General features: G+C 32.2%; 19 protein-coding genes, 4 tRNA genes, 3 rRNA genes and 1 other RNA gene. 25 read left to right on the top strand and 2 right to left on the bottom strand.

The genetic code is table 11. The features are described from left to right. Window positions 1-21: 21 nt before the first annotated feature. On the bottom strand, window positions 22-912 hold the full coding sequence (locus CKV72_RS00130; RefSeq protein ID WP_089867163.1) for a phosphatidylserine decarboxylase: 891 nt from the start codon (window positions 910-912) through the stop codon (window positions 22-24). Window positions 913-1,052: 140 nt separating this feature from the next. Between CKV72_RS00130 and CKV72_RS00135 the strand changes: the two genes are divergently transcribed. The 20 genes from CKV72_RS00135 (at window position 1,053) to CKV72_RS00235 (ending at window position 11,982) form a co-directional block, all read left to right on the top strand. Then, the gene (locus CKV72_RS00135; protein ID WP_089867162.1) at window positions 1,053-1,619 is read left to right on the top strand and encodes a TetR/AcrR family transcriptional regulator; all 567 of its coding nucleotides are present in this window, start codon (window positions 1,053-1,055) and stop codon (window positions 1,617-1,619) included. Between the two features lie 94 nt (window positions 1,620-1,713). Beyond that, window positions 1,714-1,790, top strand: a tRNA-Arg gene (locus tag CKV72_RS00140). A 126-nt stretch (window positions 1,791-1,916) separates the two neighbouring features. Beyond that, the gene (locus CKV72_RS00145; protein ID WP_089867132.1) at window positions 1,917-2,357 is read left to right on the top strand and encodes a nucleoside deaminase; all 441 of its coding nucleotides are present in this window, start codon (window positions 1,917-1,919) and stop codon (window positions 2,355-2,357) included. A 4-nt stretch (window positions 2,358-2,361) separates the two neighbouring features. Continuing rightward, a tRNA-Ser gene (locus CKV72_RS00150) sits at window positions 2,362-2,454 on the top strand. 106 nt (window positions 2,455-2,560) lie between these two features. Continuing rightward, the gene (locus CKV72_RS00155; RefSeq protein ID WP_089867131.1) at window positions 2,561-3,127 is read left to right on the top strand and encodes a hypothetical protein; all 567 of its coding nucleotides are present in this window, start codon (window positions 2,561-2,563) and stop codon (window positions 3,125-3,127) included. A 194-nt stretch (window positions 3,128-3,321) separates the two neighbouring features. After that, complete coding sequence (locus CKV72_RS00160; protein WP_089867129.1) at window positions 3,322-3,537, top strand: Spo0E family sporulation regulatory protein-aspartic acid phosphatase; 216 nt, start codon at window positions 3,322-3,324, stop codon at window positions 3,535-3,537. A 98-nt stretch (window positions 3,538-3,635) separates the two neighbouring features. Then, a tRNA-Ser gene (locus CKV72_RS00165) sits at window positions 3,636-3,725 on the top strand. Window positions 3,726-3,736: 11 nt separating this feature from the next. Continuing rightward, window positions 3,737-4,002: signal recognition particle sRNA large type (ffs, locus tag CKV72_RS00170), an RNA gene on the top strand. A 123-nt stretch (window positions 4,003-4,125) separates the two neighbouring features. After that, complete coding sequence (locus CKV72_RS00175) at window positions 4,126-4,314, top strand: DUF4250 domain-containing protein (protein WP_238056673.1); 189 nt, start codon at window positions 4,126-4,128, stop codon at window positions 4,312-4,314. 27 nt (window positions 4,315-4,341) lie between these two features. After that, entirely contained in the window at window positions 4,342-5,997 is a 1,656-nt protein-coding gene (gene dnaX, locus CKV72_RS00180) for a DNA polymerase III subunit gamma/tau (RefSeq protein WP_089867128.1), read from the top strand. Window positions 5,998-6,068: 71 nt separating this feature from the next. Then, complete coding sequence (locus CKV72_RS00185) at window positions 6,069-6,410, top strand: YbaB/EbfC family nucleoid-associated protein (RefSeq protein ID WP_089867125.1); 342 nt, start codon at window positions 6,069-6,071, stop codon at window positions 6,408-6,410. A gap of 27 nt (window positions 6,411-6,437) precedes the next feature. Beyond that, window positions 6,438-7,034, top strand: a complete 597-nt coding sequence (gene recR, locus CKV72_RS00190) for a recombination mediator RecR (RefSeq protein ID WP_089867120.1) — start codon at window positions 6,438-6,440, stop codon at window positions 7,032-7,034. A 206-nt stretch (window positions 7,035-7,240) separates the two neighbouring features. After that, window positions 7,241-7,510: a DUF2508 family protein gene (locus CKV72_RS00195; RefSeq protein ID WP_089867119.1), complete on the top strand. Its 270-nt coding sequence runs from the start codon at window positions 7,241-7,243 to the stop codon at window positions 7,508-7,510. A 30-nt stretch (window positions 7,511-7,540) separates the two neighbouring features. After that, the gene (locus tag CKV72_RS00200) at window positions 7,541-7,801 is read left to right on the top strand and encodes a pro-sigmaK processing inhibitor BofA family protein (RefSeq protein ID WP_089867117.1); all 261 of its coding nucleotides are present in this window, start codon (window positions 7,541-7,543) and stop codon (window positions 7,799-7,801) included. A 61-nt stretch (window positions 7,802-7,862) separates the two neighbouring features. Then, on the top strand, window positions 7,863-9,092 hold the full coding sequence (dpaL, locus tag CKV72_RS00205) for a diaminopropionate ammonia-lyase (RefSeq protein WP_089867109.1): 1,230 nt from the start codon (window positions 7,863-7,865) through the stop codon (window positions 9,090-9,092). 155 nt (window positions 9,093-9,247) lie between these two features. After that, window positions 9,248-9,943, top strand: coding sequence for a DNA/RNA nuclease SfsA (gene sfsA / locus CKV72_RS00210; protein WP_089867106.1), 696 nt, complete (start codon window positions 9,248-9,250; stop codon window positions 9,941-9,943). A 43-nt stretch (window positions 9,944-9,986) separates the two neighbouring features. After that, on the top strand, window positions 9,987-10,514 hold the full coding sequence (locus tag CKV72_RS00215; protein WP_095177165.1) for an NAD(+) diphosphatase: 528 nt from the start codon (window positions 9,987-9,989) through the stop codon (window positions 10,512-10,514). 19 nt (window positions 10,515-10,533) lie between these two features. Then, entirely contained in the window at window positions 10,534-11,310 is a 777-nt protein-coding gene (locus CKV72_RS00220; protein ID WP_095177166.1) for an EFR1 family ferrodoxin, read from the top strand. Between the two features lie 286 nt (window positions 11,311-11,596). Beyond that, on the top strand, window positions 11,597-11,779 hold the full coding sequence (locus CKV72_RS00230; RefSeq protein ID WP_143012637.1) for a hypothetical protein: 183 nt from the start codon (window positions 11,597-11,599) through the stop codon (window positions 11,777-11,779). 14 nt (window positions 11,780-11,793) lie between these two features. After that, entirely contained in the window at window positions 11,794-11,982 is a 189-nt protein-coding gene (locus CKV72_RS00235) for a hypothetical protein (protein WP_095177167.1), read from the top strand. A gap of 303 nt (window positions 11,983-12,285) precedes the next feature. Here the strand turns inward: CKV72_RS00235 and CKV72_RS00240 are convergent, their stop codons facing one another. Further along, window positions 12,286-12,936: a DUF4230 domain-containing protein gene (locus tag CKV72_RS00240; protein ID WP_095177168.1), complete on the bottom strand. Its 651-nt coding sequence runs from the start codon at window positions 12,934-12,936 to the stop codon at window positions 12,286-12,288. Between the two features lie 516 nt (window positions 12,937-13,452). On the opposite strand from CKV72_RS00240, the gene CKV72_RS00245 reads away from it, so the two are divergent. The 5 genes from CKV72_RS00245 (at window position 13,453) to CKV72_RS00265 (ending at window position 19,100) form a co-directional block, all read left to right on the top strand. Further along, window positions 13,453-14,965 (top strand): 16S ribosomal RNA (locus CKV72_RS00245). 267 nt (window positions 14,966-15,232) lie between these two features. Next, window positions 15,233-18,129 (top strand): 23S ribosomal RNA (locus CKV72_RS00250). Window positions 18,130-18,238: 109 nt separating this feature from the next. Continuing rightward, a 5S ribosomal RNA gene (rrf, locus tag CKV72_RS00255) occupies window positions 18,239-18,355 on the top strand. The 16S, 23S and 5S rRNA genes sit together here with 1 tRNA gene alongside, the layout of an rRNA operon. A 7-nt stretch (window positions 18,356-18,362) precedes the next feature. Next, a tRNA-Lys gene (locus tag CKV72_RS00260) sits at window positions 18,363-18,438 on the top strand. 143 nt (window positions 18,439-18,581) lie between these two features. After that, window positions 18,582-19,100 carry a hypothetical protein gene (locus CKV72_RS00265; protein WP_089868172.1) on the top strand — a complete coding sequence of 173 codons (519 nt, stop codon included), beginning with the start codon at window positions 18,582-18,584 and terminating at the stop codon, window positions 19,098-19,100. Window positions 19,101-19,129 lie beyond the last annotated feature (29 nt).

The following is a 19,129-nucleotide window of genomic DNA, read 5'->3' on the forward strand; positions in this document are numbered from 1 at the left end:
TTTAAAAAAGGATGAATAAAATTAATCATCCTTTTTTTTACCTATTTTATCACCTACTAGAACTTTGCTTTCATAGCCTAAATTACTTTGATTTATTATATCTTTATCTATAAATATCTTATTTTTTTCGAAAAACAATATTATTGTAGAACCACCAAACTTAAAATAACCTTTTTCTTGCCCTTTTGAGACTTTTTTATTAGGATTATAAGTTTGAACTATAGTTCCCACACAGGTTGCACCAATCTCTATATATAATATATCTCCAAAGTTATCCGATTTTAAAATACTCCATTCTCTTTTATTTTTACAAAAAAGACTAGGTATTTTTTGTAATGCTATTGGATTTACAGAATAATAATGTCCGTTAATCTTAGTTGTTTTAGTACATATGCCACTGTCTACAAAGTGAAATCTATGATAATCTGTAGGACATAGTCTAAATATTAAACAACTTCCATCTCTATATTTTTCACATAATTTATTGGAATTTAATAATTCTTCAAAAGAATAATAGGAACCCTTAACTTGAATTATTTTTTTTATATCTATATTTTCAAAGGCTAAAACTTTACTATCAGCAGGAGATATTAAAATATTATTATTACCATGTATGGTTCTAGAATTTGATTTTAATTTTCTTGTAAAAAATTCGTTAAAAGATTTAAACTCATTTATGGATTTTAATGATTCATCTATATTTATATTAAAATTTTCTATAAAAGATTTTATTTTTAACTTACTAATTTCCATATCACAGTATTTTCCATAAAAATAAGAAACAAATTTATTCTTTGTGATAATATTTAAAAGTTTATTATTTTTTGAATTATACAATAAATTGAGTAATTTTTCACCAGAAACTTTTTCTATTTCATAAGATTTAGTTTTTCGATTATAAAATTTAATCATTTTTCCCTCCTAATATTATAAATTATGATAATATAATTATAGTTTATATAGTTTAATTAGCAACAATATAATTAAAATATATAAACTAGTAAATAGTATATAATATACTTATAAGTAATTGAGTTCGGAGTTGATAAATTATGAATAAAACCAAAAAACTTATATTTAAAGCAGCAATAAAAATTTTTTCACAGAATGGATATAATGGAACAACTATGGATGATATAGCAAAGGAAGCTAATGTGGCTAAGGGAACTTTATATTATCATTTTAAAAGTAAAGAAGAAATATTTAAGTTCATAATTGATGGAGGTATGGATATTATATCTGAAAAGTTGGAAGATATATCTAAACAAGAAGGAGATTCTATTTCAAAATTAAAAGAAGTCTGTAAAGCCCAGCTTAGTGTAGTGTATGAAAATAGAGACTTTTTTAAAGTTATAATGAGCCAATTGTGGGGAAGTGAAATAAGGCAACTTGAAATAAGAGAAAAGATAGAAAAATATATAAAAGATATAGAGAAATATATAAAAGATGCAGTAAAAGAAGGAACTATAAAAAATGGTGAAACATATTTTATGGCTTACGCAATATTTGGTATGTTATGTTCTACATCAATATATGAACTAATCAATGAAGATAAAGAAAAAATAGATAAAGTAGCAGATAGTCTTATGGATTATATACTTAAAGGAATAGAATCATAAGTTTAAAGTAAAAAATTCATAATATAATACTTTATCTGTATTGACAAAAAAAATAAATTATAATACACTTAAGGATGTTAGGATATAGTTATTTGCGCTCGTAGCTCAGTTGGATAGAGCAGTGGTTTCCTAAACCACGTGCCAGGGGTTCAATTCCTCTCGGGCGCACCAAATTAATTTATATTAATATAAAATTAAGATTAAAGAAGTGATTTTAAGCGTTAAAATAAAATTATAAAAGTTCGCTTATAAATCACTTTTATACTATGAAATTATTTTATACAAGAGAGTATTTATATGATAAAATATTTTATGAAGGAAGCGGTTTTAGAGGCTAAAAAAGCTTTAAATGTAAATGAGGTACCTATAGGAGCTATAGTTGTAAAAGGAAATAAAATAATAGGCAGAGGATATAATTTAGTGGAAACATTAAATGATCCATTAGCTCATGCAGAAATTATAGCTATAGAACAAGCATGTAAAAAAATTAATAATTGGAGATTAAATGAGTGTCATATGTATGTTACTTTGGAGCCATGTCCTATGTGTGCAGGCGCTATAGTACGATCTAGAATATCTAAAGTATATATTGGTACATTTGATCCAAATTCTGGGGCTTGCGGTAGTGTTATAAATTTACTACAAAATGATTATTTAAATACAAATATAGAAGTAAATTGGTTATATGATAAAGAAAGTAGTATATTATTAAAAGAGTTTTTTTATAATAGAAGATAAATATGGAGAGATGTCCGAGAGGTCGAAGGTGGTGGTCTCGAAAACCATTATACAGTAAAATACTGTATCGAGGGTTCAAATCCCTCTCTCTCCGCCAATAAGCAATAAAAACTTACCTTTTTAAAAAGGTAAGTTTTTATGTTTTAAAAAGGAATAAATAAAGAGAGGTAGAAATATATATTAAAAGATTGGGGGCGCTGTAAATGAATATGAAAGAAGAAAAAAAAAATAACTTTTTAATGAAAGATACTTTATTGATATATATAAATAATTATAATTTATCATTGAAAGTAGAATATGATTGCTTCGATAAGAAATATATAGATAATAATTATAAAATATTATCAGATACAATATATAAAAGCTACCAAATACCTAAAGATTATTTTGGTGTAATAGTATCATTTAAAAAGGATATGAATAAAAAAAATTTTTATTATGAATATGCAGATATAAGCAAAGGTAAAATAAGAGGGTATAAATATGAAATATATGAATTAAATGAAGGCAATAAGTTATTTAATAGAGTGTATGATGATACTAAGGAAATACTCATAGACAAGTTTAATATTAAAAATAACAATAAAGATGTAAAATATAAAAGTTTTTATAAAAAACAAAGTTATGGAAATGTTATAGTAGAAAATGATTCAGATAAAATAGTATTTAAAAATAATGAAAGTTATATTAATATAAAAGAATTTATAAAATCAATATTAAGTTATGAAGGATTTTTAATACGAGTACAGGTTATAAAACCAAATAATTAGACTAAATTATAACAATATGAATATTTATAGTAGAGACTATTGTAGAATAATGTAGAATTTAAAGAAAAAATAATATTGATTATATTATAAATAACATTTTTTGTAGAAATTAAAACATTTACTTAAAATTACAATAATGATATACTATATATGAGAATTGTTTAATATCCACCATGTAAAAAGGAGGATTTTAAATGGGAAAAAATTATTCAATCTCTTGTGAAGAAAAAGATATTGGAGTTTATAAGATTACAGATATAGAAAAAGAAATTGATTATGCTAGAGATATGTTAAATGAAATTTCATGTGATATAGATGATTTAGAAAAAAATGAGGAAATATTAAAGATAAGTCAATATATGGATAAGCTATTAAATGAGTATTTTACTATTATAAATAATAATAAGTGAAAAAATACTTTTTTTAAATATGTATTGAAATTATATTATTTATGTAGTATAATGATGAATGTGTTGATAAATGAATATGTTATTCATGAGTAAGTTGTGGAGAGATGTCCGAGAGGTTGAAGGAGCACGCCTGGAAAGCGTGTGTAGGGGCAACTCTACCGAGGGTTCGAATCCCTCTCTCTCCGCCATTAAGACTTTGCCGTGCTAGACGGGGAGTTAGCGGTGCCCTGTACCTGCAATCCGCTATAGCAGGGTTGAATTCCTCGATTGAGGCTATATTATGTAGGGTCTGACCTATATAAGTGGCGTTGAGAATTGGGTCCCACGCAACGGAAACTCATGAAACCCGTCAGGTCTGGAAAGAAGCAGCGGTAAGTGATAATTTTCGTGTGCCGTGGATAAACCTGGTTTGAGTTAACTATATAGGTAACGTCTATATGTTATAAGCCGAAGCGAGGTGCACGGTTTTAATTTTATAATTGATGGTATATACGCACAATAAAGTAATTTATTGTGCGATTTTTTACATTATTGAAAAATTAAAATTTTTAATATAAATATTACTTTCTAAAAATGAGGTGTATTTTATTGGATAAAGATAGCATAACCAATATGGATCCCAATATATTATTAAGTTTAATTAATACAAAACTCCGTAATGAGTTTAAAGATTTAAAGGATTTAGTATCTGCTTATGATTTAGATGAAAAAGTTATAGTAGAAAAATTGATCAATATAGGATATAAATATAATGAAAGAAAAAATCAATTTTTATAACAAATGCTTATTTAAGAGGTGAATTATATGGCCTATACAGCTTTATATAGAGAATGGAGGCCTAGTACATTTAAAGATGTGGTTGGACAAAAACATATAACCGTAACTTTGAAAAATCAAATAAAAAATCAAAGAATAGCTCATGCATATTTATTTTGTGGAACTAGAGGAACTGGTAAAACATCTACAGCAAAGATTCTTGCAAAGGCTGTAAATTGTCTTGATTTACGTGATGGGGAACCTTGTAATGAATGTGAAATGTGTAAGAAAATAAATTCAAATATGTTAATAGATATAGAGGAACTGGATGCTGCATCAAACAATAGTGTAGATAATATAAGAAGTATAATAGAGGAAGTTTATTATCCTCCAAGAGAAGCTAAATATAAAGTATACATAATGGATGAGGTTCATATGTTAAGTACTGGAGCTGTTAATGCATTTTTAAAAACTTTAGAAGAACCTCCATCTAATGTAATATTTATATTGGCTACAACAGATCCTCAAAAGCTTCCAATAACTATACTTTCTAGATGTCAAAGATTCGATTTTAAGAGAATAAAAAGCGAAGAAATATTTCAAAGACTAAGATTTATAGTTAATGAACAAGGATTTTTTGCTGATGATAATAGTTTAAGACTTATATCTAGAATATCTGATGGTGCTATGAGGGATGCTTTAGGAGTATTAGATCAAGTTATTTCTACAGGTAATGGAAGAGTAGAATATGAGGACGTAGTATCTATATTGGGACTTATTACCAATGAAAATTTAATAAGGCTCACAGATAGTATAATAAAAAAAGATATTGAACAATGTGTAAAAATAATAGAAGAGATAATATTTAGTGGAAAAGACAGTAATAATATTATAAAAGATTTAATATTACATATGAGAAACTTATTAATCATAAAAGTGAGTCAAAATCCATATGAAGTTTTGGATATGTCAGAAGAGAATATAAATCTTTTAAAAGAACAAAGTCAAAAAGTTAGAGTAGAAGAAATAATGAGATTTATTAGGATACTTCAAGAGGCAGAAGAACAATCAAAATGGGTAAAGCAAAGTAGAATATATCTTGAGCTTGCTATTATAAAAATGTGTAAAATAGAGTACGATACTTCAAAAGAAATAATTTTATCTAGATTAAATATGCTAGAAGAATCTATGAAATCAGGAGAAATAAAAGTAGCATGTGAAAGTATAGTATCAAGTAAATCAGAAAATAAAAATGAATTTAAAAAAGATGATATAAATACAATGGAGTATGTTCAATCTAAAAATTTAAAAAATCAAAATATAATCAGACCTGTAGATAAATTTAATCCAGATTCCAAAATTAATATAGATATAGTTAAGAAATATTGGAAAGATATATTAGAAACATTTAAGGGTAAAAGACTTATGGTAATATATGCATCATTAATGACGGCTATACCAATAAAGTGTAATGATGGAGAAGTTACACTCATGTATAGCAAAGAATATGCTTTTAATAAACAGAGATTAGAGAAAGAAAATAATAGGCAAATAGTAGAAAATATTTTTTCACAGGTACTAAAAGATAGAGTTAGAATAAAATATATAGTAGAAGATGAAAAAGATGAGGTAATAAAACAAGATCCAGAACAAGTTCTTAAAAATACTTTTGGAGAAAATATAGTAGAAATAATAGAAGAATAGTGTAAAATAAGTTTATAGCTTATATAAAACTTATAAAAACAATAAAAGAAATCATAAGGAGGAATATTTAAATGGCAAGAGGAGGAATACCTAATTTTGGTGGTGCAAATATAAATAATTTAATGAAGCAAGCACAAAAATTCCAACAACAAATGGAGGAAATGCAAGGCCAATTAGAAAATAAAAAATTCGAAGCAAGTGTAGGTGGCGAGGCGGTAATAGCTATAGCCAATGGGAAAAAAGAAATTGTAGATATAAAAATAAAACCAGAAGTAGTTGATCCAGAAGACGTAGAAATGCTAGAAGATTTAATATTATCTGCATGCAATGAAGCTTTAAAAAAAGCTGAAAATGAAACTGCAAATGAAATGAAAAAATTAACTGGAGGAATGAACTTACCAGGAATGTTTTAATATACTCAAAACTGAGGTGGATGTGATTTGGAATTTTATCCAATAGCTATAGAAAAACTTATAGAAGAATTTGCAAAACTTCCTGGTATAGGTAAAAAAACAGCTCAAAGATTAACTTTGTATGTTTTAAACTTGCCTAAAGATGAAGTAGAGGAGTTTGCGAATGCTCTTACCAAAGCAAGAGGAACAATAAAATATTGTTCTATATGTGGAAACTTTACTGATAAGGATCCTTGTGCTATATGTAGTAATCCTAATAGAGATAAACATACTATATGTGTAGTAGAGTATCCAAAGGATATAATGACTATGGAAAAGGTGAGAGAATATAATGGGATGTATCATGTGTTACATGGTACAATTTCACCAATGGCAGGAAGGGGTCCTAATGATATAAAGCTTAAAGAACTTATTTCTAGAATAAATGGAGAAATAAAAGAAGTAATTGTAGCTACTAATCCTAATGTAGAAGGAGAGGCTACAGCTATGTATATATCTAAAATTTTAAAGCCTTTAGGAGCAAAAGTTACAAGAATAGCTCATGGTATACCAGTAGGTGGGGATTTAGAATATGCTGATGAAGTTACCCTGGCAAAAGCTTTAGAAGGTAGAAAAGAAATATAGTAAATTTCAATGATATGTTGTTTAATAGTGATAAAACTTGATTAAAATCCCGGTAGTATTTATAAGAGAAATCTTGTAGATTCTTCCGGGGTTTTATTTTTAATATATTTAACTAAATAAATACAATAAAATTTTTATGAATAAACCTTTTACTTCATGTCAATGATGTAAATAGCATAAATATATAAAGTAGGAGGTTTTTATGTATGAATAATGGATTTATAGAAACGTTAAAAAAGGATAAAAATTATTCAAAGGAAGAAAAAGATATAATAAAATGCATTATGGAAGCAGAACGAGAAATAGAAACAGCTAGAATGTGGTTTGAAGTTGCAAATGAACCAGAGCTTATTGATTATGCCATATATTCAGAACAAGCAGCAAAATCAAAGTATATGTATTTTTTAAATAAGGCTAAAAGTAAAAATATAAAAATAAATTATAACTACATTTTAAAAGGAAATAATGTTGTATAATTAATATAAATGAATTAGCAAAATGGGGGGATAATTTTGGAATATATAGGGTATTTTATACTTGCTATATTAGGTCTAGTATTAATAGTAAAAATATTTGCGTGGCCTTTAGCAGTTCTAACTAAATTAATAATAAATGGTATTGTTGGTGCTGTATTATTAGTATTAGTAAATGCAGTAGGTGGTCTTTTTAATATTCAAATAGGCATAAATGCAGTAACAGCTTTAATTGCAGGATTTTTTGGAGTGCCGGGAGTAATATTTTTAATCATTTTTGATTTATTTCTTTAAAGAATAAAGGGATAATAATTGTTATATAAATTATTAAACATGTATTTTGGGGGGATGATAAATGATTCAAGAAAAATTAATAGAATACATATTAAATGATAAAGCAAGAAATAAGTATATAGAAAAAACTGATATAACTTTTATTTCTGATGAATTAATAAGTAAAGTTAGAAAATTTCACAAAAGTTTTCCAGAGTATAAAGTTACTCCTTTACACAAATTAGATAATTTAGCAAAGTATCTAGGAGTAGAAAGTATATTTTTAAAAGATGAATCTTATAGGTTCGGATTAAATGCATTTAAAGTATTAGGAGGAGCTTATGCTATAGGGAAGTTTTTAGCTGAAAGACTAGGCTTGGATATAATGGAAATGTCTTTTGAAAAATTAAGGACAAGGAAAGTAAAGGAAAAACTAGGTAATATAACTTTTGTTACAGCAACTGATGGTAATCATGGGAGAGGGATAGCATGGGCTGCAAATAAATTGGGACAAAAATCAGTAGTGTACATGCCTAAAGGCTCATCTCCAATTAGATTAGAGAATATAAAAAAAGAGGGTGCTGAAGCTACCATAATAGATGGCAATTATGATGATGCAGTGAGACTTGCTGATAAGATGGCTAAAGAACATGGATGGGTAGTTATTCAAGATACTGCTTGGGAAGGATATGAAGATATTCCAACGTGGATAATGCAAGGTTATGGTACTTTAATACATGAATCTATTGAACAATTAGAAGAATTTGCACTAAATAAACCAACTCACGTATTTTTACAAGCTGGTGTGGGATCTTTTGCAGCAGCTGTACAGGGATATTTAGCTTCAAAGTTTGGCGAAGAAAGACCAATAACAATTATAGTTGAACCTAATGATGCAGCATGTATATATAAATCAGCTAAAATTAATGATGGGAAGCCACATATAGTAACAGGTAATATGCCAACAATAATGGCAGGACTAGCATGTGGAGAACCAAATATTATTGGCTGGGAAATATTAAGGGATTATTCAGATGGATATTTATCTTGTCCAGATTATGTTTCAGCCCGTGGAATGAGGATACTAGCGAGTCCATTAAAAGGAGACAATCAAATAATATCTGGAGAATCAGGTGCAGTAGGAGTTGGAGCTATAAGTTTAATTATGGAAAGAGATTGTTATAAAGAATTAAGAGAAAAACTCGGTTTAAATAAAGACTCAAAAATCCTTTTAATAAGTACAGAAGGTGATACAGATCCAGATAAATATAAAGATATAGTATGGGATGGAGATAATTCTTCTATCATATAATAAATTAATGTAAATAGCCTCTATATAATTATTGTATTTTAATTATATAGAGGTCATTTTAATTATTATAATAAATTATATGTTAAAATGAATATGTGTATAATGTTAGTAAATCACAAATTTATATGTGAATATTTTAAGGTAATGGTGATAATATGATTATAAATAAAAATATTAAACGAGCTGAATTTATCAGAAGACCTAATAGATTTCAAGCATATGTAAAATTAGATAATGAAGAAATTATGGTTCATGTTCCTAATACAGGGAGATGTAAGGAAATATTGATACCAGGCACAACTGTAATTTTAAGAGAAGAAAATAATCCTACAAGAAAAACTAAATATGATTTAATTGGTGGATATAAAAATGATAAATTTATAAACATAGATTCGCAGATGCCAAATAAAGTAGTTGAGGAAGCACTTAAATTAGGAAATATAAAAAAATTAAAAAAATATAATATAATAAAAAGAGAAAAAACATATGGGAAAAGCAGATTTGATTTTAAATTAGTTAATAACTTAGGAGAAGAATATTATTTAGAAGTAAAGGGTGTAACTTTAGAGGAAAATGGAATAACAAAGTTTCCAGATGCTCCGACAGAAAGGGGAACTAAACATATTTTAGAATTAATAGATGTTAAAAATAATGGAATAGGTGCAGGGGTGTTATTTTTAATACAGATGGATAATGTAAAGTATTTTATGCCTAATAAAGAAATGGATAGAAATTTTTCAGAAGCTTTAACAGCTGCAAATGAAGTAGGGGTAGATATTTTTGCATATGAATGTGATATTGATGAAGATTTTATAACTTTGAAAAAGGAAGTTAAAGTTATATTAGAATAAATTATAAAGAGAGGTGAATGTTCTAATTTTAGAACAATAAATTATGAAATATGAGTATTGCCCTAAGTGTGGAAACAAATTAATTGAAAAATACAGTTGGGATGAAGGAGGAGTACCTTATTGTCCAATAGATAACATAATGTATTTTGATACACCTAAGCCATGTGTTGTAGTTGCCGTGATAAAAGGAGATCAAATCTTACTTTTAAAACAAAGCTATATATTTGAGAACTCAAAGGTTTTAGTTTCAGGATATGTTACAAATGGTGAAACTGTGGAAGAAACTGTATATAGAGAAGTTAAAGAGGAAACAGGAATAGAAGTAAAAAATATAAAGTATTTAGGAAGTGAATACTTAGAATCTAAAGAAATAATAATGTTGACTTTTATGTGTGAATATAAATCAGGAGCAATAAATAAATCTGAAGAGGTTGAGTGGGTAAATTGGGGCCATATAGAGGACGCTCTTTGTCAAATGACTGAAGATGAGATAGGAAAGAATGTAGTTAGAAAAGTATTGAAAAAAATGGGATATAAAGATAAAAAATCATATGAATGTGAAATAAAATAATATTGAAAGTAGGGATTTAATGAAAGGGGTATTATGTTATTTTAGTGGGACGGGAAATACAAAATGGGTAGCTGATAAATTTAAATATTATTTTAATATGAAAAATATAGAATTAGATCTTATAAATATAGAAGAAAAACAGGATATAGATATTAATAAATATAATTTTTTAATTATAGGTACACCAATATATGCCGAATTACATCCCAAAATAGTAGATACTTTTTTAAATGATCTACCACAGGGAAATAGAATAAAAACTATACTATACTCTACGCAAGGTGCCCAAAAAGCTAGTGCAGTACAAGTTATGGAAAGTAAAATTAAAAATAAAGATTATAATGTAATTTCTAAATTAATGTTTAAGATGACTAATAATTTTTATTTTTCTGTTGGGAAAAAGAGTTCAGAAAAAGAGATTGAGGAAATATTACTGAATTGTGAAAGAAAAATTAAAAATATAGTTGATAATTTTGTAGAGAAAAAATATATACAGGAAAGCGTAAATGGATTTAGAGTTATATTATCTAAAATAGTTAGCAGGTATTTTAATAATTATTTACCAAACTTATCTAGAAATTTAAGTACTTCAAAAGATTGTACAAAATGTGGGCGTTGCCTTAGAAATTGTCCTCAAAATAATATAACTTTTGAGAATGGGTATGTAGTATTTCATAGTAAATGCATGATGTGTTTAAGATGTGTTTATATCTGTCCAACTAATGAAATAAAATATAAAAATAAAAGAATAGATCAAATACAAAAAAGAACTATAAAAAGCTTGAAATTAAAGTAGATACAAACAGGAGGTTTTCACAAATGACTAATAATAATTGTAAAAGTTGCCCTGAATATTTAAATAGTAAATGTAATGGAAATTTGCAAAATTGCATATGTAAAAATTGTCCACGAAACTTGGGAAAATGCATTATAACCAAGTATTGTACAGAGACAGAATCAATTTTATATATTTAAAAATATTGCCACTATATTATATAGTGGCAATATTTTTTTAGAATTATTTTTGGATTTTGGGTAATAATATTATTAACCTAGAAATAAGAAGGTGATTACATATGAGAATGGAAGAGCTGAAAATGATAGTAGCAGAAAATTGTGATAGTTATACTCCTTTTATGCCTAAATTTATATCAGAATATGGAGGAACACTGATAAATAGTTGTGAAAACTGTAAATATTTTATTCAGGAAAGATGTATTAGAAACTTATTTGATCCTATTAAGGAAATAATAAGTAGAAACTAAGGAGGTATTATATTATGGGAAATGTATACGAAATGATGGCAGTGGCAGAAGTATGTCCAGGATATATGTCTAATTATGATGGATTTCAAGCATCAACAGGAGAGTTTAACAATAAAAGTTGTAGGAACTGTATTAATTTTGAGAATGAAGTATGTACAATAGATTATTATGACACTATTGTAAAAGGATTAGATCAATGTTAAATTATATATAAGCAAGTAATAATTATATGGAATCAAACATATATTAAATAAAATGGTAATAGCAGAATATAGTACTTAAGAAATTTCTATTTTTACTCTATTAATTTGAACGAAATATTTGAGGGAAATAGAGTTTATAAAAGTAGAGATAGTTCTTAATAGTTTTATTCAATTTAAATTGCTACGGAAGGTTGTTTAATAAGGTAAAGTATTTAAATTGGCTAAAGTAAAACTAATATATATTCTGTTAATTTTCAAATGGGTATATCATTTATAAATGATATACCCATTTTTATAAAAAATTCAATTATCTATAAATTTTATAATTATGTTGTAGTTTTCATGAGGATTAAGAATAGATTCAAGACTTTTTTTTATGGCTTTTTCAGTATTTAGTGAAGCGGTTTTAATTAAAGTTTTTTCATTTAATTGATCTATCATTTTTTCTTTTGCTTTTTTATTTAGAATTTGGTTTTCAGCAGGAGTTATTTTTACTTCTCCAAATCTAAGTAATCCTTTTTCTGTTTTAAAAGTTGTTTTATCTTCATTTAAAGTTATAGATTTAACTTTAGGTTTTGGAACATTTATAGTTATTGTTTTTGCAGGTTGAATAAGTACATTTTCTTTACTTATTTGGGATAGGTTAACGGTGTATATGCCTGTTCCATAAAAATTTATACTTATAACTTTTTTAAATATGTCCAGTTTACCCCAGCTATCATCTAATATAATTTCGTTATTTAGGTCTACTTCCATAGTTATTAAATCATGTTTTTCTTGGATCTTTTTTATTATAGCATCTTTAGTTATAGTTTTTTTAGATATTTTCTCTATAGACTTGTCCATATTAGGCAAAGAAATAGCTCTATTATTAAAGGTTTTATTATATCCATAGGTAAAAAATATAATAACTATAATAAAGATAATTATTTTTATTTTATTTTTGTTTTTCATTTAGGTAAATTCCTCCCCTTGCTTATATACATATAATACACACAGATAGAAGTTTAAAATATATATGATATTATAACAAAAAACATTAACAATAATTAATATACTTATTAAAGATCTATCATTGATATTTTATATCTTTTGAGCCCAATTAACAACAACTTAATCAAGCGTATCAATATAAGAAAAACATCGAATTTAAAAGAAATATAGACTAAAATCAACTTAATTTAAAATAATAAAGAAAAAGTTATTTTGATTTGCTAATAAATTTGATACAATAACACTTGTCGTCACGAGATGACAACACAGCAAACAACACATTTTTAAGATAAATTTTAAAAAAAAGTGTTGACAAGTTTTAAAAAAACTTGTATACTATAAAAGTCGCTTGATTGCGACAGACAAATAGGTCTTTGAAAATTAAACGGAGAAATAAGCCAGTCGATTCTTATTGAGAATCAAAAAATAGTAATGAGCAAATTTTATCAATTATATAGTTGATAAAGATTAAACTTTTAAATTGAGAGTTTGATCCTGGCTCAGGACGAACGCTGGCGGCGTGCTTAACACATGCAAGTCGAGCGATGAAGCTTCCTTCGGGAAGTGGATTAGCGGCGGACGGGTGAGTAACACGTGGGCAACCTGCCTCAAAGAGGGGAATAGCCCTCCGAAAGGAGGATTAATACCGCATAAAGTTAGAGTTTCGCATGAAACTTTAACCAAAGGAGTAATCCGCTTTGAGATGGGCCCGCGTCCCATTAGCTAGTTGGTAGGGTAATGGCTTACCAAGGCAACGATGGGTAGCCGACCTGAGAGGGTGATCGGCCACATTGGAACTGAGACACGGTCCAGACTCCTACGGGAGGCAGCAGTGGGGAATATTGCGCAATGGGGGAAACCCTGACGCAGCAACGCCGCGTGGGTGATGAAGGTTTTCGGATCGTAAAACCCTGTTTTCTGGGACGATAATGACGGTACCAGATGAGGAAGCCACGGCTAACTACGTGCCAGCAGCCGCGGTAATACGTAGGTGGCAAGCGTTGTCCGGATTTACTGGGCGTAAAGGGTGCGTAGGCGGATGCTTAAGTGAGATGTGAAATACCTAGGCTTAACTTAGGGGCTGCATTTCAAACTGGGCATCTAGAGTACAGGAGAGGGAAACGGAATTCCTAGTGTAGCGGTGAAATGCGTAGAGATTAGGAAGAACACCAGTGGCGAAGGCGGTTTCCTGGACTGTAACTGACGCTGAGGCACGAAAGCGTGGGTAGCAAACAGGATTAGATACCCTGGTAGTCCACGCCGTAAACGATGAATACTAGGTGTAGGAGGGTCCAACCTTCTGTGCCGCAGTTAACACATTAAGTATTCCGCCTGGGGAGTACGGTCGCAAGACTAAAACTCAAAGGAATTGACGGGGGCCCGCACAAGCAGCGGAGCATGTGGTTTAATTCGAAGCAACGCGAAGAACCTTACCTGGACTTGACATCCCCTGAATTACTCGTAACTGAGGAAATCTCTTCGGAGACAGGGAGACAGGTGGTGCATGGTTGTCGTCAGCTCGTGTCGTGAGATGTTGGGTTAAGTCCCGCAACGAGCGCAACCCTTATTATTAGTTGCTACCATTAAGTTGAGCACTCTAATGAGACTGCCCGGGTGAACCGGGAGGAAGGTGGGGATGACGTCAAATCATCATGCCCCTTATGTCCAGGGCTACACACGTGCTACAATGGTGGGTACAGAGAGAAGCGATACCGCGAGGTGGAGCAAATCTCAAAAACCCATCCCAGTTCGGATTGCAGGCTGAAACTCGCCTGCATGAAGCCGGAGTTGCTAGTAATCGCAAATCAGAATGTTGCGGTGAATACGTTCCCGGGCCTTGTACACACCGCCCGTCACACCATGAGAGTTGGCAACACCCGAAGTCCGTGAGGTAACCGTAAGGAGCCAGCGGCCGAAGGTGGGGTTAATGATTGGGGTGAAGTCGTAACAAGGTAGCCGTAGGAGAACCTGCGGCTGGATCACCTCCTTTCTAAGGAGTAAAATATTGGCTTATATTCTCTGTTTAATTTTGAGAGACTTATGTCTTTCAAAATGTTCTTTGAAAATTGCACAGAGTAAACTAAGGTAAATTAAACCTTTAAATTTTAATAACAGAAGTTATTGAAAAATACTAAAAATTACTAGAAACAAGTAGTGCTAGGCATAAAGTGAGTGAGGAACGGAGTTTAGCGGAAGCTAAATGAGTACCAGAGCGAACTTTATAACGACGCAATACGAAGTTTATAGGAATTTTAAAGATCAAGCTACAAAGGGCATATGGTGAATGCCTTGGCACCAGTAGCCGATGAAGGACGTGATAAGCTGCGATAAGCTTCGGGTAGGCGCAAATAGCCTGTGATCCGGAGATTTCCGAATGGGGAAACCTGCATACCTAACGGTATGTACCATAAACTGAATACATAGGTTTATGGGGGTATACCCGGGGAACTGAAACATCTAAGTACCCGGAGGAAGAGAAAGAAAAATCGATTTTCTTAGTAGCGGCGAGCGAAAAGGAAAGAGCCCAAACCAGAAATTTATTTCTGGGGTTGTGGATAGACCATAACGAAGACAGACTTTAATCGAAGAGAGCTGGAACGCTCTACCACAGAAGGTAATAGTCCTGTAGGTAAAAAATTATGTCTTTTAGGTCTAATCCAGAGTACCACGAGACACGTGAAACCTTGTGGGAAGCAGGGAGGACCACCTCCCAAGGCTAAATACTAACTGGTGACCGATAGTGAAGCAGTACCGTGAGGGAAAGGTGAAAAGAACCCCGGAAGGGGAGTGAAATAGAACCTGAAACCGTATGCTTACAAACAGTGGGAGCACGTTAATGTGTGACCGCGTGCTTTTTGTAGAACGAGCCAGCGAGTTACGGTATGTAGCAAGGTTAAGCACTTAAGGTGCGTAGCCGAAGGGAAACCGAGTCTGAATAGGGCGACTAGTTGCATGCTGTAGACCCGAAACCGAGTGACCTATCCATGGGCAGGTTGAAGCGGAAGTAAAATTCCGTGGAGGACCGAACCACGTTGGTGTTGAAAAACCATGGGATGACCTGTGGATAGCGGAGAAATTCCAATCGAACTCGGAGATAGCTGGTTCTCCTCGAAATAGCTTTAGGGCTAGCGTCTGGTTATTGAGTAATGGAGGTAGAGCACTGAATGGGCTAGGGGCTGACAACAGTTACTGAACCCTATCAAACTCCGAATGCCATATACTTTTATCCAGGCAGTCAGGCTGCGAGTGATAAGATCCGTAGTCGAGAGGGAAACAACCCAGACCATCAGCTAAGGTCCCAAAGTGTAAGTTAAGTGGAAAAGGATGTGGGATTTCTAAGACAACTAGGATGTTGGCTTAGAAGCAGCCACTCATTTAAAGAGTGCGTAATAGCTCACTAGTCAAGAGATCCTGCGCCGAAGATGTCCGGGGCTCAAACTTACCACCGAAGCTATGGATTCAATAGAATGGTAGAGGAGCTTCCTGTATGGGTAGAAGTCGTATCGTAAGAAGCGGTGGACTGTACAGGAGTGAGTATGCTGGCATGAGTAGCGAGAAATAAGTGAGAATCTTATTGGTCGAAAACCTAAGGTTTCCTGAGGAAGGTTCGTCCGCTCAGGGTTAGTCGGGACCTAAGCCCAGGCCGAAAGGCGTAGGTGATGGACAATCGGTTGATATTCCGATACCGCCAACTTTCGTTTGACAGATGGGGTGACACAGAAGGATAAGGTATGCACACTATTGGATGTGTGTCTAAGCACTTAGGCGTGCTTGATTGGCAAATCCGTCAAGCTTAGCTGAGGTGTTACGGGGAGCCTATTTTGGCGAAGTACCTGATTCCACACTGTCAAGAAAAGCCTCTATGGAGAAAGTTGGTGCCCGTACCGCAAACCGACACAGGTAGGTGAGGAGAGAATCCTAAGACCATCGGAAGAATTGCTGTTAAGGAACTAGGCAAATTGACCCCGTAACTTCGGGAGAAGGGGTGCCTGCTTCACGGCAGGCCGCAGTGAATAGGCCCAAGCAACTGTTTATCAAAAACACAGGTCTCTGCTAAAGCGAAAGCTGATGTATAGGGGCTGACGCCTGCCCGGTGCTGGAAGGTTAAAGGGATCTGTTAGCGTAAGCGAAGCGGTGAACTTAAGCCCCAGTGAACGGCGGCCGTAACTATAACGGTCCTAAGGTAGCGAAATTCCTTGTCGGGTAAGTTCCGACCCGCACGAATGGCGTAATGACTTGGGCACTGTCTCAACAGCAAATCCGGCGAAATTGTAGTGCAAGTGAAGATGCTTGCTACCCGCGATAGGACGGAAAGACCCCGTAGAGCTTTACTGTAGCTTAACATTGAATTTCGGTATTGTCTGTACAGGATAGGTGGGAGACTTGGAAGCAGGAGCGTCAGTTTCTGTGGAGTCACCCTTGGGATACCACCCTGATAGTACTGAAATTCTAACGGAAAGCCTTGAAACAGGTTGCCGGACATTGTTAGGTGGGCAGTTTGACTGGGGCGGTCGCCTCCTAAAAAGTAACGGAGGCGCCCAAAGGTTCCCTCAGCGCGGTCGGAAATCGCGCGTAGAGTGTAAAGGCATAAGGGAGCCTGACTGCGACACATACAGGTGGAGCAGGGACGAAAGTCGGGCTTAGTGATCCGGTGGTTCCTCGTGGGAGGGCCATCGCTCAACGGATAAAAGCTACCTCGGGGATAACAGGCTGATCTCCCCCAAGAGTCCACATCGACGGGGAGGTTTGGCACCTCGATGTCGGCTCGTCGCATCCTGGGGCTGGAGTAGGTCCCAAGGGTTGGGCTGTTCGCCCATTAAAGCGGCACGCGAGCTGGGTTCAGAACGTCGTGAGACAGTTCGGTCCCTATCCGTCGCGGGCGTAGGAAATTTGAAGGGAGCTGTCCTTAGTACGAGAGGACCGGGATGGACTGACCTCTGGTGCACCAGTTGTCACGCCAGTGGCACAGCTGGGTAGCTAAGTCAGGAAGGGATAAACGCTGAAAGCATCTAAGCGTGAAGCCCACCCTAAGATGAGATTTCCCATGACGTAAGTCAATAAGATCCCTTGAAGAACACAAGGTTGATAGGTCAGAGGTGTAAGTGCAGCAATGTATTTAGCTGACTGATACTAATAGATCGAAGGCTTGATCAAAAATATTACTCTGTGCAATTTTGAAAGAATAATTCTTTCAATGAAACTCCTAAACTTTAGTTCAGGAGTACTGATTTAAAACGAAATCAAAGATTTCTGTAAATCAGCATCTGGTGATTATAGCTAGAAGGTAACACCCGTTCCCATGCCGAACACGATGGTTAAGCTTCTAAGCGCCAATGGTACTGCAAGGGCAACCTTGTGGGAGAGTAGGACATTGCCAGGTAATATATGATCCACTAGCTCAGTTGGTAGAGCACATGACTTTTAATCATGTTGTCCGGGGTTCGATTCCCCGGTGGGTCACCAAAAAACTGTCTACAATTAATTTTGTAGACAGTTTTTTTTTGTATAATAATATTAAGTAATTATTAACTATTTTAAAGTAAATTGACATAGATAATATAGTATTGTATGATGATATTACATAAATTATTGAAAGGGGGATTAATATGTCAATTAAAAATAGTATAAACATAGGTTTATCAAAGATAGCTAAAACTGTTGGAGATGGAGCAAATACGGTAGCACAAAAATCAACTGAATTTGTTGAAATATCTAAATTGAATTTAAATATTTCATCAGAAAAAAACAATGTTGAAGAATTATATAGAGAAATAGGCAGAGTTGTATATTCTAAATATGAAAATGGGGATATAATAGATAAAGATTTAGAAGATAGTTGCAAGCAATTAGAAGAATCATATAATAAAATTATGGAATTAGAAGATAGAATTAATGATATCAAAAAATCAAATAAAGGGAATAAAAAAGAAGAAGTTAAATGTGATAATGATGGCACATGTACAGATTATAAAAGTATAAAAGAATACAAAATAGAAGATGCAAAAGTAGAAGAGTTGCATGATTCAATATTAAAACCAGAAGATGATGATATAGTAGAAAATTGCGAGGGAGGACCTTGTAATTTTACAATGCCAAATGGAGAAGATGATGATTTAATAAAATAAATTAAAATAAAGCTTTCATTGCAATGAAA

The organism is Clostridium cochlearium (genome assembly GCF_900187165.1).
GTDB lineage: Bacteria > Bacillota > Clostridia > Clostridiales > Clostridiaceae > Clostridium_G > Clostridium_G cochlearium.

Coding starts and splice junctions, on each gene's coding strand:
- dpaL (WP_089867109.1), top strand. CDS start 7,863: ATGATTCAAGAAAAATTAATAGAATACATATTAAATGATAAAGCAAGA.
- CKV72_RS00215 (WP_095177165.1), top strand. CDS start 9,987: ATGAAATATGAGTATTGCCCTAAGTGTGGAAACAAATTAATTGAAAAA.
- CKV72_RS00130 (WP_089867163.1), bottom strand. CDS start 912: ATGATTAAATTTTATAATCGAAAAACTAAATCTTATGAAATAGAAAAA.
- CKV72_RS00155 (WP_089867131.1), top strand. CDS start 2,561: ATGAATATGAAAGAAGAAAAAAAAAATAACTTTTTAATGAAAGATACT.
- CKV72_RS00145 (WP_089867132.1), top strand. CDS start 1,917: ATGATAAAATATTTTATGAAGGAAGCGGTTTTAGAGGCTAAAAAAGCT.
- CKV72_RS00220 (WP_095177166.1), top strand. CDS start 10,534: ATGAAAGGGGTATTATGTTATTTTAGTGGGACGGGAAATACAAAATGG.
- CKV72_RS00230 (WP_143012637.1), top strand. CDS start 11,597: ATGGAAGAGCTGAAAATGATAGTAGCAGAAAATTGTGATAGTTATACT.
- CKV72_RS00240 (WP_095177168.1), bottom strand. CDS start 12,936: ATGAAAAACAAAAATAAAATAAAAATAATTATCTTTATTATAGTTATT.
- CKV72_RS00160 (WP_089867129.1), top strand. CDS start 3,322: ATGGGAAAAAATTATTCAATCTCTTGTGAAGAAAAAGATATTGGAGTT.
- CKV72_RS00185 (WP_089867125.1), top strand. CDS start 6,069: ATGGCAAGAGGAGGAATACCTAATTTTGGTGGTGCAAATATAAATAAT.
- CKV72_RS00135 (WP_089867162.1), top strand. CDS start 1,053: ATGAATAAAACCAAAAAACTTATATTTAAAGCAGCAATAAAAATTTTT.
- sfsA (WP_089867106.1), top strand. CDS start 9,248: ATGATTATAAATAAAAATATTAAACGAGCTGAATTTATCAGAAGACCT.
- CKV72_RS00265 (WP_089868172.1), top strand. CDS start 18,582: ATGTCAATTAAAAATAGTATAAACATAGGTTTATCAAAGATAGCTAAA.
- dnaX (WP_089867128.1), top strand. CDS start 4,342: ATGGCCTATACAGCTTTATATAGAGAATGGAGGCCTAGTACATTTAAA.
- CKV72_RS00195 (WP_089867119.1), top strand. CDS start 7,241: ATGAATAATGGATTTATAGAAACGTTAAAAAAGGATAAAAATTATTCA.
- CKV72_RS00235 (WP_095177167.1), top strand. CDS start 11,794: ATGGGAAATGTATACGAAATGATGGCAGTGGCAGAAGTATGTCCAGGA.